This window comes from Streptomyces sp. NPDC006296 (genome assembly GCF_040613235.1).
Taxonomy (GTDB): Bacteria; Actinomycetota; Actinomycetes; order Streptomycetales; family Streptomycetaceae; genus Streptomyces.
On the sequence record NZ_JBEXRT010000009.1, the window covers coordinates 144,941 to 160,105 of the forward strand.

Genomic DNA, 15,165 nt, shown 5'->3' on the forward strand with positions numbered 1-15,165 from the left:
CCTCCTCCCTCCTCTCCTTACCTTTTCTCACCCTCCCCCTTTCTCTGTCCCCCCCCCCACACCCCCCCCCCCCAACCACCGGTCTGTCCGCATACGGTCGTCCCGCTGTGAGCCGCCGATCAACGGCGGCCACCCACAAGGGAGATCGGGGGTGTGCTCGTGCGGATCGGACTTCTCACGGACGGTGGCTACCCGTACGCGAACGGTGAGTCCAGGCTCTGGTGCGACCGTCTGGTGCGCGGGCTGCCCCAGCACGAGTTCGACCTCTTCGCGCTCAGCCGCTCCGCCGACCAGGAGCGACAGGGCTGGGTCCGCCTGCCCGACCGGATCGGACGGGTGCGGACGGCACCGATGTGGACCCACCGGGAGGACGACCGCCACCCCCGCCGCACCGGAGGGCTGACGGGCCGGCTCGCCACCGGCCTGGGGCGCGCGTACGGGCGCCGTGACCGACGGCGCTTCACGGCGCACGTGACGGCGCTCGTCGGCGCGGTCTGCGCCGGTCCGGAGGCCGGACAGGGGACCTGCCCGGAGCCCGGCAGCGTGCACGACCGCTTCACCGAGGGCCTCTACGGCCTCGCCGAACTGGCCCGCGAGCGCGGCGGACTGCACGGTGCCCTGCGCTCCGAGACGAGCGTGCGCATCGTGCAGTCCGCCTGCCGCGCCCCGGGCGCCGGCCGGACCCTCCACGGCGCCACCGTCCCCGACTACCTCGCCCTGGCGGCCGGGCTGGAGCGCGCCCTGCGCCCCCTCTCCCTCGACTGGTACGACGAGGAGGACGGCCTCGGCGCGGTGGACCTCTGCCACGCCGCGTCCGGCGGCACGGCGGCTCTCCCAGGGCTGTTGGCCAAACGCTTCTTCGGAGTGCCGCTCCTGGTGACGGAGCACGCCGTGCCGCTGCGCGCCCACTACCTCGCGGCGCCGCGCGCCCCCCTGGACGCGCCCGTGCGCGCCGTGCTGGCCCACTTCCACCGGCTGCTCGCCGCCGAGGTCTACCGGGAGGCCGCGCTCATCACCCCCGGCAACACCCACGTCCGGCGCTGGCAGGAGCGGTTCGGCGCCGACCGGGCCAGGCTGCGCACCGTCTACCCGGGCATGGAGGCCGAGCGGTTCGGCGACGTGGGGGAGGGGGACGACGGGGGCGGCCCCGGAACCCTGGTGTGGATCGGCCGCATCGAGCCCGCCAAGGACCTGATCGCGCTGCTCCACGCCTTCGCCGAGGTGCGCAGGGCCGAACCGGACGCCCGGCTCCGGATCTTCGGCGCACCGGTCCGGGGCGCCGAGGGGGAGACCTACCTCGCGCACTGCCGGGCCCTCGCCGTCCAGCTCTTCCCCGACGAGGCCGCGGACGCCCACGCCGTCGGCGACAACCCGGTCACCTTCGAGGAGATCGGCGGCCCCGAGGTGCCCGACCTCGCCGGGGCCTACGCCGCGGGCGGGGTCGTCGTCCTGTCCAGCGTGGTCGAGGGCTTCCCCATAAGCCTGGTCGAGGCGATGTTCTGCGGCCGGGCCACCGTCTCGACGGACGTGGGCGCCGTCGTCGAGGTCGTCGGCGGCACGGGCCTGGTGGTGCCCCCGCGCAATCCGCGGGCGCTCGCCGACGCCTGTGTCGCGCTGCTGCGCGACCCCGAGCGCCGTGCACGCCTGGGCGCGGCGGCGCGCGCCCGGGCGCTCGAACTCTTCACCGTCGAGCAGAACCTCGCGGCGTTCCAGGACATCTACCTCGACCTCGCGGGGCACGCCCCGGCCCGGTGGGCGGCCCCGGTGGACCCCCGGGACCCGGCCGGCCCGCCGCGCCCCTTCGCCACGCCCCCGGAGGCCCACGTGCTGGGCGCCCCGCAGCCCGCACCGGCCGCCGCACGGGCCGTGGCCGGCGTGCTCCGGGTGCCGAGCTGGGCGCTCGGCGCGGAGGGCGTGTGCGCGGGCGCGCACGGAGCGGGAGACGGCGATGCATGACGAGACCAGCGGCCACGACCACGGAGGAGTCCCGATGGGCAGACCGACCGAGGGCCCGGTCCCGGGCACCGGGAGCGAGCCGGCGGACGACGGTCCCGGGACGCTCCGCTCCGCGGTCAGGGCACCCGAGATCGCCTACCGCCCCGCGCGCGGATCCCTGGCGCGGCGCGGCCCCGCGGACCCCGTGAAGGTGCTGATGCACCGCCACCGGGATCTCTGCGCCTACGCCGTCGACCCGCTGGAGATCGCGGCCGGTCTGGAGGCGCACGGGCTGACCGACCGGGCCGCCGCGCGCTACCGGCACCGCGACGTCTTCTCGCTCGCGGAGGAGCTCTACGCCCGTGCCCCCGCCGCGGGCAGGTCCGCCCGCGGCCGCGCGGCCCGCCCGGGGCGCGTCAGGGAGGCGCGCGCCGGCTGGACGCTCACGGCCCTGCTGCCCGGTGCCGCCTGCCTCGCGACGGCCGGGGCGCTCCGGGCCACCGAGGGGGTGCTCGGCGACGGAGCCAGGTGCGCGGTCACCGCCGCCGGGGCGCTGCTCGTCCTCCTCGGGCTCCGGCTCTGCCTGCGTGACGGTCCGCTGCGCACCCCGCCCGGCGCCCCGGGCGTCACCCTGTACGTCTGCTGGCTCCTCGGCTACGCGGTGTACGGCGACGACCTGCTCGCCCAGGTCGTCAGCGGCGGCCCCGACGGACCCGTGAGCGCGGCGTCCGCCCCGCTCCTCGGCCTCGCGGCGGCGCTCGCCCCCGCCGCCTGGTGCGCCCACCTGTTCGCGGTGCACGCACGCCGCCGGCTCGACGGCTCGCACGGCCTGTCGGACTTCGGTGCGGGCGTGCGCCCCGCGCTCCTCGGCGTCGTCGCGCTCTTCCTGTGCGCGCTGGCCGCCCTCCTGCACCTCGCCGTGCTCGGCCACCCCGGGCCCGCCACCGGCCTCGCCGGTCCGCTCGCCCTCGGCGCCCTGCTGTTCCTGGCCAGGCTGCTGGCCGTGCACGGCTTCCCGGAGCCCGCCGCCACCGGACTCGCCGGCGCCTGCGCCGTCGAGGTGGCGGCCCCCTTCCTGGTCCTCGCCGGGCGGCTGCCCGGCCTCGGCCCTCTCGCCCGGCCGGTCGACGCCGTCGTCGCCGCGGCCGGACCCGGCGGCGTACCCGTCCTCGCCTGCGGGACCGCCGCGTTCGGACTGCTGGTCCACGCATCGGTCGCCCTCACCCGGGCGTCCGCCCACGCCTCGGCCTGACCGGGCCGTCCCGGCCCCGCGGAGCCGACGCCGCGGGTCCTCCCCACCGCACACCTTCCTCAAGGAGACACCGGACATGACCCGCCAATCCCTCTCACCGGCAACCAGCCGTCGGCACCGAGGGGGCGCACGATGAGGGTTCTGCTGCTCGGAGCGAACGGATTCCTCGGCCGCTTCGTCGCCGACCGCCTGCTGGCCGATCCCGCCGTGCACCTCACCGCACTGGGACGCGGCGACGACGCCGACGTGCGCTTCGACCTCGCGGGCGGCAGCCCCGGAGCGCTCACCCGCTTCCTGGACGCCGTCCACCCCGGGGTCGTCGTCAACTGCGCGGGCGCCACCCGGGGCGGTGCCCGGGACCTCACCCGCCACAACACCGTCGCCGTGGCCACCGTCTGCGAGGCCATGCGCCGCAGCGGATGCAGCGCGCGGCTGGTCCAGGTCGGCTGCGCCTCCGAGTACGGGCCCTCGCAGCCCGGCTCGTCCACCGCGGAGGACGCGGTGCCGCGTCCGGGCGGCCCGTACGGCGTCAGCAAGCTCGCCGCCACCGAGCTGGTCCTCGGCTCGGGTCTGGACGCGGTCGTGCTGCGGGTCTTCTCACCGGTGGGCCCCGGCACCCCGGCCGGCTCCCCGCTCGGCCGGCTGGCCGAGACGATGCGCCGCGCGATGCAGACCGGCGACCCGGAGCTCAAGCTCAGCGGCCTCGGGGTGCAGCGCGACTTCGTGGACGTGCGCGACGTGGCGCGCGCCGTGCACGCCGCCTCCCTCTCCGCCGCCCAGGGCGTCGTCAACATCGGTACCGGCAGGGCCGTGCGGCTGCGCGACGCGGCGGCGGTCCTCGCCAGGGTCGCCGGCTACGCGGGCGCCCTCCACGAGCTCGACACCCCTCCCGCCCGGCTCCCCATCGGCGCCCCGCGCGCCTCCTCGGAGTCGGTTGTCGAGCACATCGCGGCGACCCCGTCCCCCTACCCCGACGGCTGCGGCGCCTGGCAGCAGGCCGATGTGCGCACCGCCCGGGACCGGCTGGGCTGGCGCCCCCGGATCAATCTGGAGGAGTCCCTCGCCGACATCTGGATGGAGGCGGCGTGCCGTATCTGACGGACGCGGGCCCCGCCCTGCGGACCGGCGGGGCGCAGCAGCCCGGGGTCGGGGTGCCCGGATACGCCCACCCGCTGCTGGCGCCCGCCGAGTGGGCCGGGCTCAACCGGCCGGGCACCCCGCTGCACTGGGCCGTCCTCAACATCGACGACGGGCCGGGCGCGCGGCCCGACCCGCACTGCCTGGAGGCGGCCGGCCGGCTGCGCAACGCGCGCGAGCGGGCGCTGCGCGGGGAGGCGCCCGAGGACACCGTCCGCGCCGCGGGCGGCCGACTGCTGGGCCACATCGACCTGGCCCACGGCGGCCGCCCGTTCGGCGAGGTGGTCGCCGACGCCCGCCGCTACCTCGACTGGTACCGCGTCGGCGGCTTCTACCTCGACCGCTGTCCGGCCGAACGGGACGCGCTCCCGGCGGTCCGCCGGCTGACCGGCACCCTGTCCGCGCTCCTGGCGGACAGCGACGGCGCCGACGAGGGCGGCGGCCGGCTCGTCCTGGGACACGGCACCCACCCGCACCCGGGCTACGCCGAGGCCGCCGACCAGCTGGTCACCTTCCGGGGGGCGTGGACCGACTACCGCTGGTCGCAGGTGGCCGAGTGGACGGCGGTGTACGAACCGGGCCGCTTCGCGCACCTGGTCCACGGGGTGCCGCGCACCCACCTGGAGGAGGCCATGCGCATCGCCCGCTGGCAGGGCGCGGGCACGGTCTTCTTCACGGACCGGGGCGGCACGAGGGGACAGACCGACCCATTCGCGGCACTGCCCAGCTACTGGGACGAATTCGTCTCGCGGATCGGACCCGGTATCTCGGAATGAGGAGCGGCGTGGCAGTGTTACGGGAGAACAACCGTACGTAGACGAAGTACGTAGAAACCGACCACCTGCATTGTTGAGGTTCCTGTGTCGCTGCCACCCCTGGTAGAGCCGGCTGCTGAACTCACCGTCGACGAGGTCCGCAGGTACTCCCGCCACCTGATCATCCCGGACGTCGGGATGGACGGGCAGAAGCGGCTGAAGAACGCGAAGGTGCTCTGTGTCGGCGCCGGCGGCCTCGGCTCGCCGGCTCTGATGTACATGGCCGCGGCCGGTGTCGGCACGCTCGGCATCGTCGAGTTCGACGAGGTCGACGAGTCGAACCTGCAGCGCCAGGTCATCCACAGCCAGGCCGACATCGGCAAGTCCAAGGCCCAGTCGGCCAAGGAGACCGTGCAGGGGATCAACCCCCTGGTGAACGTGGTCCTTCACGAGGAACGGCTCGAAGCCGAGAACGTGATGGACATCTTCGCGCAGTACGACCTGATCGTGGACGGCACGGACAACTTCGCCACCCGCTATCTGGTCAACGACGCCGCGGTCCTGCTGAACAAGCCGTACGTCTGGGGCTCGATCTACCGTTTCGACGGTCAGGCGTCCGTCTTCTGGTCCGAGCACGGCCCCTGCTACCGCTGCCTCTACCCGGAGCCGCCGCCGCCCGGCATGGTTCCGTCCTGCGCCGAGGGCGGTGTCCTGGGCGTGCTCTGCGCGTCCATCGGCTCCATCCAGGTCAACGAGGCCATCAAGCTGCTCGCCGGCATCGGCGACCCGCTGGTCGGCCGTCTGATGATCTACGACGCGCTGGAGATGCAGTACCGCCAGGTCAAGGTCCGCAAGGACCCCGACTGCGCGGTGTGCGGCGAGAACCCCACCGTCACCGAGCTCATCGACTACGAGGCCTTCTGCGGCGTCGTGTCCGAGGAGGCCCAGGAGGCGGCGGCCGGTTCCACCATCACTCCGAAGCAGCTCAAGGAGTGGATCGACGGCGACGAGAAGATCGAGATCATCGACGTCCGCGAGCCGAACGAGTACGAGATCGTCTCGATCCCGGGCTCCCGGCTGATCCCGAAGAACGAGTTCCTGATGGGCACCGCCCTCCAGGACCTCCCGCAGGACAGGCGGATCGTCCTGAACTGCAAGACCGGTGTCCGCAGCGCCGAGGTCCTCGCGGTCCTCAAGTCGGCGGGCTTCGCCGACGCGGTGCACGTCGGCGGCGGCGTGATCGGCTGGGTCAACCAGGTCGAGCCCGAGAAGCCGGTCTACTAGGCCCGCGTCGGTGTGACGTACGGAGGGGGCCGGCTCCGGTGGACGGAGCCGGCCCCCTCCGCCGTGCCGTGGGCCCGGGGTGCGGTCAGCCGCAGACCGTTCCGGCCTTCGGGACCTTCCCTTCGAGCAGATAGGCGTCCACGTTCCGCTGGACGCAGGTGCTGCCGCCGTTGTACGCCCCGTGGCCCTGGCCCTTGTACGTGAGCTCGACCCCGACGCCCTTGCCGAGCGCCGCGGCCATCGCCCGGGCGCCGGCGTACGGCGTGGCCGGGTCGCCGGTGTTGCCGATGACCAGGATCGGGGCCGCACCGGGTGCGCTGACGTCGGGGGAGTCCCAGGCGCCCGCGACCGGCCAGCCGGTGCACGCCATCAGGCCCCAGCCGAGGTAGTCGCCGAACACGGGGGACGCCTCGCGGAACCGGGGGAGCGCCTTCCTGGTCTGCTCCAGGGTGAACCGCTGCCGGGAGTCGGCGCAGTTGACGGCGGTGTTGGCGGCGTTGGAGTTGTCGTAGTGCCCGTCCTCGGAGCGGCCGTTCAGCGAGTCGGCGAGGGCGAGCAGCAGACCGCCGTTGCCGCCGTCCGCCTCGTCCAGGCCCTGTTCGAGCAGCGGCCAGGTCTCCTTGGAGTAGAGGGCCGACGCGATGCCGGTGGTGGCCTGGGTCTGGGTCAGGTCCCGTTCGCCGAGGCCCGGGACGGGCTTCTTCTCCAGCTTCGCGAGGAGGGCCACGATCCCGTCCTGGACCTCCTTCGCGGTGGTCCCGGGGAGCCTGCAGTCGTCCCGCCGGGCGCAGTCGGCCGTGAAGTTGTCCAGGGCGAGCTGGAAGCCCTCGGCCTGGCCGAGGGAGGACGTGAGGGAGTCCTCCGTCGGGTCGACCACCGCGTCCAGCACGGCTCGGCCCACCTTCGTGGGGTACAGGTGGGCGTAGACGCCGCCCAGCTCGGTGCCGTACGAGATCCCGAAGTAGTGCAGCTTGTCGTCGCCGAGCACCTGCCGCAGCAGGTCCATGTCCCGGGCCGCGTTCGTCGTGCCGACGTAGGGGAGTTCGCCCCCTGAGTTCTTCTCGCAGTCCGCGATGTACGCCTTCTGGTCCCGGACGAAGGCCTTCTCCTCCTCGGCGTCGTCGGGGGTGCCGTCCTGCTCGTAGCGCGCGTCGAGTGCGGCGTCGTCCGCGCACTCGACCCCGGCGCTGCGGCCGATCCCGCGCGGATCGAAGCTGACCAGGTCGTACTGGCTCCGGAGCGTGTCGTAGGCGGTGCCGAACGACGGCAGGGTGGCGACGCCGGAGGCCCCCGGTCCGCCGAAGTTGAAGACGAGCGAACCGATGCGCTCGCCGCTGTTCTTCGCGGCGGCGCGGACGAGGGCGAGTTCGATGGTCCGGCCGCCCGGGTCCGCGTAGTCGAGGGGGACGTCCATGAAGGAGCACTGCCAGGGGGTCCCGCCGGGGAGCGGTGAGGGCGAAGGGCCGCTGCCCTGGGCCTGGCCGGGGGCCGGGCAGGGTTTCCAGTCGAGCTTCTGCGAGGACAGGTCCCCCGGTGTCGCGGTGGGGGCCGCCGTCGAGGCGGCCGAGGGCGCCGAGCTCCCGCCGCCCCCGCCCCCGTCGTCCGCACACGCCGTCAGGGGCAGCAGCACGGTCGTGGCGAGGGCGGCGGTACGCAGAGCGGGGGAGGTCCTCATGTGCTCATCGTGCGGTGGGGCGCGGGGGAACGCGCGGGGCGCGGGCCATGTGGGTGGCGCGCCCCGCGCAGGTGTTCTACAGCTCGCCCTTTCGGGTCAGCTGGTTGAAGCAGATCCAGCCGGGGAGGACGGGCAGCCACAGCGTCATCACGCGGAAGAGGAGCACGGCGGGCGCCGCGACCTCCTTGGGCAGACCCACCGCGATCAGACCCAGCGTCAGCGCGCCCTCGACGGCGCCCATGCCGCCCGGGGTGGGAGCCGCCGAGCCGAGGGCGTTGCCGGCGAGGAACACCACCGCGATGCTGGCGTAGCTGAGCTGCGGGACGTCGGGACCGCTGAACGCGCGGATCGACGCGTCGAGGCACAGCACGAACAGTCCGGTCAGCAGCAGCATGCCGCCGATGCCGGTGACCAGCTTCTGCGGGCGCTGCACCACGTCGAGCATGCGGGGCACGACCCCGGCGAACAGCGACCTGACCCGGGTGACGACGAACTTCCGCAGGAACGGGATCGCCGTCACCACCAGCACGAGCACGGCGACCGTGAGCAGACCCGCGATGACCGTCCTCGACGGGGTCAGCGAGTCCGGGGTCTTCTCCGTGCCGGTCAGGTACCCGAACAGGGCGAGCAGCAGGATGTGGGCGCCGAGCCCGAACAGCTGGGACGCGCCCACGCTCGCCACGGCGAGCCCCGGACGCACCCCGGCGCGTTGCAGGAAGCGCGTGTTCAGCGCCACGCCGCCGACCGCCGCCGGCGCCACGATCTTCACGAACGAGCCGGCCACCTGGGCCAGCACGGTCTTCCCGAAGCCCACCCGCTCGGGCACGAAACCGAGCAGGCTCATCGCCGCGGCGACGTAGCTCAGGGCCGAGAAGCCCAGGGCCGCCGCCACCCAGCCCCACTCCGCCTGCTCCACGACCGTCCCGAAGTCCGCCTCGGTGACCTGGGAGATCAGGAAGTAGGCGGCGATCGAACCCGCGATGAAGCTGAAGAGGGTGCGCGGCTTGATGCGCTCCAGACGGACCGGTTCGACCGGCGCCTGCGGTCTGATCAGCAGGACCTGGCGGCGGATCTGGGCCAGCATGTCCTCCTCGCGGGCCTCTTCCAGGGCGTCGTCCATCGCCCGCTTCTCGGCCTGCTTCTCGGTGCGCAGCGTCTTCCGGACGGCCTTGCGGTCGCTCGCCGCCGGGGTGTCGTGCTCCTGTGCCCTGGCCTGCTTGGCCTCCTGGGAGGCCTCCAGCACCGCCTCGCGCTCGCGCTGCGAACGCTCCCGCGCGAGTCTGCGCAGCGTCGCCCGGGTGGAGCGGCTCAGCGCGATCGGCTGGAGCAGCGGCAGGCAGTCCGCCACGGCGTCCGGCCCGAGCACGGCGAGCGCTCCGGCCACGGCCCGTTCGGCGCCCACCCGCAGGCCGGTGGTGGTGAGCAGCTGGGCGACGTCCATGCGCAGGATCAGGTCACCTGCGGCGATCTCACCGCCCCGCAGGTCCGTGACGAACACCGTGCCGGAACGATCCACCAGGATGGCGTCGCCGGTGAGCCTGCGGTGCGCGATGCGCCGGGACTGGAGCGCCCGCACCTGCCGCCAGGCACCCCGCACCAGCTCGTCGGTGATCTCCTCGTCCTCCATGGCGTCCAGCGAGCGTCCGCCGATGTGCTCGTACACGAGCATCACCGCGTCCGGCCCGAGCTCGGAGGTGGCGATCAGCTTGGGCGCGTTGGCCCCGGCGGCGATCGCCGCGTACGCGAGGAGCGCCTCCTGCTCCAGGGCCTGGCGCAGCGACTGGATGGAGCGGCGCTGGGTGATGGTGCGCAGGGTGAGCCTGCGCCACACCCGGTAGAAGAACCCCTGGGCCTGCTGTTCCCGGTCGACGACCGTGACGTCCAGCGGTGGCCCGTTCTCCAGGGTCACCAGGTAGCGGCGGCCCCGGTCGGTCTGGTCGATGCTGTCGGGAGCGTCCTCGGTGCGCATCGCGGCGACGGGGCGGAAGCCGACGTGGCGCAGACCGGCCATCAGGTGCTGGCCGGTCGGGCGGACGTTCGGCGAGCCGACCGCGTAGAGGGTGCCGTACGCCACGGTCCAGCCGATCAGGACCGTGAGGACGATCGAGAACGGTGTGGTGTACCCGCCGACCAGCATCGCGAAGGCGTCCAGCAGCAGCACCACCCACAGCACGACCCGCCACCGGGGTCTGCGGGCCATCCCCACCGCCGTCATGTAGGCGATGACCGGCGCGAGGTATCCGTGGACCGGATCGGTGAGCCCGTCCCCCGGCTGAGGCTGGGTCAGGGCGTCCCTGATCGTCCCGGAGGCCGATCGCGCGACCCAGAGGTCGGTGGCCAGGGTCACCCCGTGGGCCAGCACGGCGGCGAGCACCCCGTCCGCGATCCGCAGCCCGTCGCGCTTCACCAGGCGCTCGATCGCGAAGGCGACCGGCACCAGGAGGACGGCGATGCTGGACACCAGGCCCGCCAGCTTGATCAGCACGTCGGGGGCCTGGTCGGTGCCCTTGGAGATGTCGTTCTCCAGGCCGCTGGTGGTGCCCTGGGCGAAGGCGGCGATGGAGAACAGCAGCGCGATCGCCAGCACCCCGACGAGGAGCCGCAGCAGGTCGGACGGGCGGTGCACCCGGGCCGGGAGCAGGGGCTCGTCGCCCGAGACGCGGTCGGCCGGACCGCCGGCCGGAGCCAGGGTCGAGCCCGAGGGACGCTCCGCAGCCGGCTCCGGGGTCTCCCCGTGCCCGGGGACCCCGGGCACGCCGGAGGCATCGGACGCGCCGGGGCGCGGCTCGGCGTCGGAGGCGTCCGCCGCCTTCGGTGCCTGCACGCCCTGCTCCTTAGCCTCTGAAGAATCTTCGTGTTCCCGTATCACCGGTCACCGCCCGCACGATGGTGGCACGGCCCGCAGACAGAGGGGGGCATCAGGGTGCATTGCGCGGGCGTGATGCGCAACATACGGGGGTTCTCCCCGCGTGCGCGGTATGTCACCGGGCCGGCACCGGACAGGGCGCGTTGTCGGTGCCGTACGGCAGGATGGGGCGGATGAGCGAAGACCGGACGAACGCCGGCCTGACCGGGACCCCCGCCCCCGCGACCGCCGAGCTGCCCGCCTACGCCGAGCGGGTCCTGGACGTCGCCGACCTCGTCCCGCCCGGCCGCGTCATGACCTACGGCGACGTCGCCGAGTGGCTCGGCGACGGCGGCCCGAGGCAGGTCGGCCGGGTGATGGCGCTGTACGGCTCCGCGGTGCCCTGGTGGCGTGTGGTGCGCGCCGACGGGACGCTGCTGCCCGGCCACGAGCTGCGCGCGCTCGGGCACTACCGCGAGGAGGGCACACCGCTCCGCCCTGCCCCACCCGGAGCGGACGGACACGTTCCGCGCCTCGACATGAAGCGGGCCCGATGGGACGGCGTGACCGGGGGACCGGGCGACGAAGCTCACACCTGACAGCTTCCGCCATCGGGCCCCGCCGGGACAGGCGCCGGGCCGGTGAGCAGCCCGTACCACCGGCGAGCCGGGGCCCGGGTGTGACGGGGGACGCGTCCCACCGCACGCTGTCCGCCCCGCCGACGGCGTAGCGTCGTCCCCACGCGGCACGCTCCGCACCCTCGTCCCCGTCGTCTCCGCCGGGCCCCCTCCGGGACCCGGCACCGTCCGTCGTCCGCAGCCGTCACACCCGGGCCGTCACCCACGGCCCGCCACCGCGCAGACCCCAGAACACCTCCAGGACCGGCGATCCACGTGAGCTCCTCCTCCACCACCCGGAACAGCCCGCACCGTCAGGCACGGCGGCGGGCCCCGGGCGCGTACCGGCTGGTGCGCACGCCGCCGGGATCCGCGGAGCCCCCTCTGCTGGACGCACCGCAACGCGCCGTGGCCGACCACCGGGACGGCCCGCTCCTCGTCCTCGCCGGACCGGGCACCGGCAAGACCACGACCCTGGTCGAGGCGGTCGCCCGGCGCGTGGCCCGCGGGACCGACCCGGCCCGCATCCTGGTGCTCACCTTCAGCCGCAAGGCGGCGGTCGAACTCCGCGACAGGATGGCGGCCCGGCTCGGCGGCGCCCGGGCCCCGCAGGCCACCACCTTCCACTCCTACTGCTACGCCCTGGTCCGCGCCCACCAGGACGCCGACCTCTTCGCCGATCCGCTGCGCCTGCTCTCCGGGCCGGAGCAGGACGTCACCGTCCGCGAACTCCTCGCCGGGCAGCTCGCCCTGGAGCGCACCGGCCCCGCCCGCGTCCGCTGGCCCGACGAACTGCGGGCCTGCCTGACGACCCGCGGCTTCGCCGACGAGGTGCGCGCGGTGCTGGCCCGCAGCCGCGAGCTGGGCCTCGGCCCGGACGCGCTGGCCGACTTCGCCCGCCGTACCGGCCGGCCGGACTGGAGCGCCGCCGCCCGGTTCCTCGCCGAGTACCTCGACGTCCTCGACGCCCAGGGCGTCCTCGACTACGCGGAACTGGTCCACCGCGCGGTCCTGCTGGCCGAACGCCCCGAGGTCGCGGCGGAACTGGCCCGCGGCTACGACGCCGTGTTCGTCGACGAGTACCAGGACACCGACCCCGCACAGGTCCGCCTGCTGCACGCACTCGCCGGGAACCGGGGGAGCGCTCCGGGAACCGGCGGCGGCCGGACGCTGATCGCCTTCGGCGACCCCGACCAGTCCATCTACGCCTTCCGGGGCGCCGACGTGAACGGCATCCTCGACTTCCCCGACACCTTCCGCCGCGCCGACGGCGCGCCCGCCCCCGTCGGCGTCCTCACCACCTCACGCCGCTCCGGCGCCGTCCTGCTCCAGGCCACCCGGCTGCTCACCCGCCGGATGCCCCTGACCCGGCTGCCCGCGCAGAAGGTCCGCGCCCACCGCGAGCTGTCCGCCGTGCGGGACGGGGGGCGCGTGGAGGCGTACACCTATCCGACGCCCTCCACCGAGCTGGAGAACATCGCCGACCTGCTCCGGCGCGCGCACCTGGAGGAGGGCGTGCCCTGGAGGGACATGGCGGTCCTCGTGCGCGCCGGCGGCCGCTCCATCCCCGCGGTGCGCCGGGCGCTCACCTCCGCCGGGGTCCCCCTGGAGATCGACGGCGACGACCTCCCGCTGCGCCACGAACCGGCTGTCGCCCCGCTCCTGACCGCCCTGCGCACCGTCGCCGCGGCGGCGCTCCACCCGACCGCGGCCGAGGAACCGGAGAACGGGGCCGGGGCCGGGGACGACGGCACCGCACCCGGCGGGCTCGACACCGAGACCGCCCTCACCCTGCTCGCCTCGCCCCTCGGCTCCATGGACGCCGCCGACCTGCGCCGGCTCGGCCGCGCCCTGCGCGACGACGAGCGGGCCGCCGGGAACCGGCTGCCCCCGCCGTCCGGTGAACTGCTGGCGCGGGCGCTCGCCGAGCCCGAACGCCTGGCCACGCACGACCCGGCGTACGCCCGCGGAGCCCAGAGGCTCGGCACGCTCCTGCGCACGGCCCGCGACATCCTCGAAGCCGGCGGCACCGCGGAGGAGGCCCTGTGGACCCTCTGGAACGGCACCCCCTGGCCCGGCCGGCTGGAGCGCGCCGCCCTGCGCGGCGGCGCGGCCGGCCGGAACGCCGACCGGGACCTCGACGCGGTGTGCGCCCTCTTCGACACCGCCGCCCGGGCCGAGGAACGCACCGGGGGACGCGGCGCCCTGAACTTCCTGGAGGAGGTCGACGCCCAGGACATCGCCGCCGACACCCTCTCCCGGCGCGCCGTGCGCCCCGACGCCGTACGCCTGATGACCGCGCACCGCTCCAAGGGCCTCGAATGGCGCCTGGTGGTCGTCGCCGGGGTGCAGGAGGGGCTCTGGCCCGACCTGCGCCGCCGCGGCTCCCTCCTGGAGGCCGACCGGATCGGCCGCGACGGCCTGGCCGAACCGCTCACCCCCGGAGCGCTGCTGGCCGAGGAGCGCCGCCTCTTCTACGTCGCCGCGACCCGGGCCCGTGAACGCCTGGTCGTCACCGCGGTCAAGGCGCCCGCCGACGACGGCGACCAGCCCTCCCGCTTCCTCACCGAGCTGGGCACCGAACCCAGGGACGTCACCGGACGGCCCCGCCGCCCCCTCGCCGTGGCCCCGCTCGTCGCCGAACTCCGGGCGACGACCGTCGACCCCGCCGCCTCGCCGGCCCTGCGCGACGCCGCCGCCCGCCGCCTCGCCCGGCTCGCGGCGCTCACCGACGAGGAGGGCCAGCCGCTGGTCCCCGCCGCCCACCCGCACCGCTGGTGGGGACTGGACGAACCGACCCGCTCCGAGGTCCCGCTGCGTGACCGGGACCACCCCGTCGCCCTCTCGGGGAGCGCGCTCGACCAGCTCGCCAACACCTGCGCCCTCCAGTGGTTCCTCGGCCGCGAGGTCAAGGCCGACGCCCCCGCCACGGCCGCCCAGGGCTTCGGCAACGTGGTCCACGTGCTCGCCGACGAGGTGGCGTCCGGCCGCACCGCCGCCGACCTGGACGTCCTGATGGAACGCCTGGACTCGGTGTGGGACGGCCTGGTCTTCGACGCCCCCTGGAAGTCGCAGCAGGAGAAGGACCACGCCCGCGCCGCCCTGGAGCGCTTCCTGCACTGGCACGTCATGGACCGGGCCGGACGCACCCCCACGGCCAGCGAGCACGACTTCGACGTCACGCTGGAGGCCGGCGAGTACGCCGTACGGATCCGGGGCTCCATGGACCGCGTCGAACAGGACACCGAGGGCCGGGCGTACGTCGTCGACTTCAAGACGGGCAAGGGCGCGCCGACCAAGGACGAGGTGGCCGCCCACCCCCAGCTCGCCGTCTACCAGCTCGCGGTCCGGGAAGGCGCCGTCGACGAGGTCTTCGACGGCCGCCGCCCGGAAGCCGGGGGTGCCGAACTCGTCCAGCTGCGGCAGCCCGCACCCAAGAAGGAGGGCGGCGACGCCCTCCCCCGGGTGCAGGCGCAGGAGCCCCTCTCCGGCGCCTGGGTGTCCGACCTGCTGGCCACGGCGGCCGGACGCGTCCTGGACGAACGGTTCACCCCCACCACCGGCCAGCACTGCACCCACTGCGCCTTCCGGGCCTCGTGCAGCGCGCAGCCCGAGGGCCGCCAGGTCGTCGAATGACCTCCCCGGCCCCGCCCGCGCGGCACGGT

At 74.8% G+C, this 15,165-nt stretch carries 9 protein-coding genes; 7 read left to right on the plus strand and 2 right to left on the minus strand.

Going from position 1 to position 15,165, the window contains the following annotated elements; all coding sequences use genetic code 11:
• The first annotated feature begins 159 nt into the window (after positions 1-159).
• The 5 genes from ABZ172_RS09180 to moeZ all read left to right on the plus strand — a co-directional run bounded on the left by ABZ172_RS09180 (position 160) and on the right by moeZ (position 6,363).
• The gene (locus tag ABZ172_RS09180; RefSeq protein WP_356881851.1) at positions 160-1,956 is read left to right on the plus strand and encodes a DUF3492 domain-containing protein; all 1,797 of its coding nucleotides are present in this window, start codon (positions 160-162) and stop codon (positions 1,954-1,956) included.
• 34 nt (positions 1,957-1,990) lie between these two features.
• Positions 1,991-3,187, plus strand: coding sequence for a hypothetical protein (locus ABZ172_RS09185; protein ID WP_356881799.1), 1,197 nt, complete (start codon positions 1,991-1,993; stop codon positions 3,185-3,187).
• A 132-nt stretch (positions 3,188-3,319) separates the two neighbouring features.
• Positions 3,320-4,285: an NAD-dependent epimerase/dehydratase family protein gene (locus tag ABZ172_RS09190; RefSeq protein ID WP_356881801.1), complete on the plus strand. Its 966-nt coding sequence runs from the start codon at positions 3,320-3,322 to the stop codon at positions 4,283-4,285.
• A complete protein-coding gene (locus ABZ172_RS09195) occupies positions 4,273-5,100 on the plus strand; it encodes a spherulation-specific family 4 protein (protein ID WP_356881803.1) in 828 nt (275 codons plus the stop codon). The genes ABZ172_RS09190 and ABZ172_RS09195 overlap by 13 nt, the downstream gene beginning before the upstream one ends.
• Before the next feature lie 84 nt (positions 5,101-5,184).
• A complete protein-coding gene (gene moeZ, locus ABZ172_RS09200; protein WP_356881805.1) occupies positions 5,185-6,363 on the plus strand; it encodes an adenylyltransferase/sulfurtransferase MoeZ in 1,179 nt (392 codons plus the stop codon).
• Between the two features lie 85 nt (positions 6,364-6,448).
• Here the strand turns inward: moeZ and ABZ172_RS09205 are convergent, their stop codons facing one another.
• Positions 6,449-8,038 (minus strand): alpha/beta hydrolase, encoded by a 1,590-nt coding sequence (locus tag ABZ172_RS09205; protein WP_356881807.1) that lies wholly within the window; start codon positions 8,036-8,038, stop codon positions 6,449-6,451.
• A 76-nt stretch (positions 8,039-8,114) separates the two neighbouring features.
• Positions 8,115-10,862: a lysylphosphatidylglycerol synthase domain-containing protein gene (locus ABZ172_RS09210; protein WP_356881809.1), complete on the minus strand. Its 2,748-nt coding sequence runs from the start codon at positions 10,860-10,862 to the stop codon at positions 8,115-8,117.
• Positions 10,863-11,077: 215 nt separating this feature from the next.
• Between ABZ172_RS09210 and ABZ172_RS09215 the strand changes: the two genes are divergently transcribed.
• Both ABZ172_RS09215 and ABZ172_RS09220 read left to right on the plus strand, forming a co-directional pair.
• A complete protein-coding gene (locus tag ABZ172_RS09215) occupies positions 11,078-11,482 on the plus strand; it encodes an MGMT family protein (RefSeq protein ID WP_356881811.1) in 405 nt (134 codons plus the stop codon).
• Positions 11,483-11,776: 294 nt separating this feature from the next.
• Positions 11,777-15,136: an ATP-dependent DNA helicase gene (locus ABZ172_RS09220; protein ID WP_356881813.1), complete on the plus strand. Its 3,360-nt coding sequence runs from the start codon at positions 11,777-11,779 to the stop codon at positions 15,134-15,136.
• Positions 15,137-15,165: the final 29 nt, after the last annotated feature.

Bases quoted from the DNA above. Each gene is read 5' to 3' on its own strand.
- ABZ172_RS09185 (WP_356881799.1), top strand. From the start codon at position 1,991: ATGGGCAGACCGACCGAGGGCCCGGTCCCGGGCACCGGGAGCGAGCCG.
- ABZ172_RS09190 (WP_356881801.1), top strand. From the start codon at position 3,320: ATGAGGGTTCTGCTGCTCGGAGCGAACGGATTCCTCGGCCGCTTCGTC.
- ABZ172_RS09205 (WP_356881807.1), bottom strand. From the start codon at position 8,038: ATGAGGACCTCCCCCGCTCTGCGTACCGCCGCCCTCGCCACGACCGTG.
- ABZ172_RS09215 (WP_356881811.1), top strand. From the start codon at position 11,078: ATGAGCGAAGACCGGACGAACGCCGGCCTGACCGGGACCCCCGCCCCC.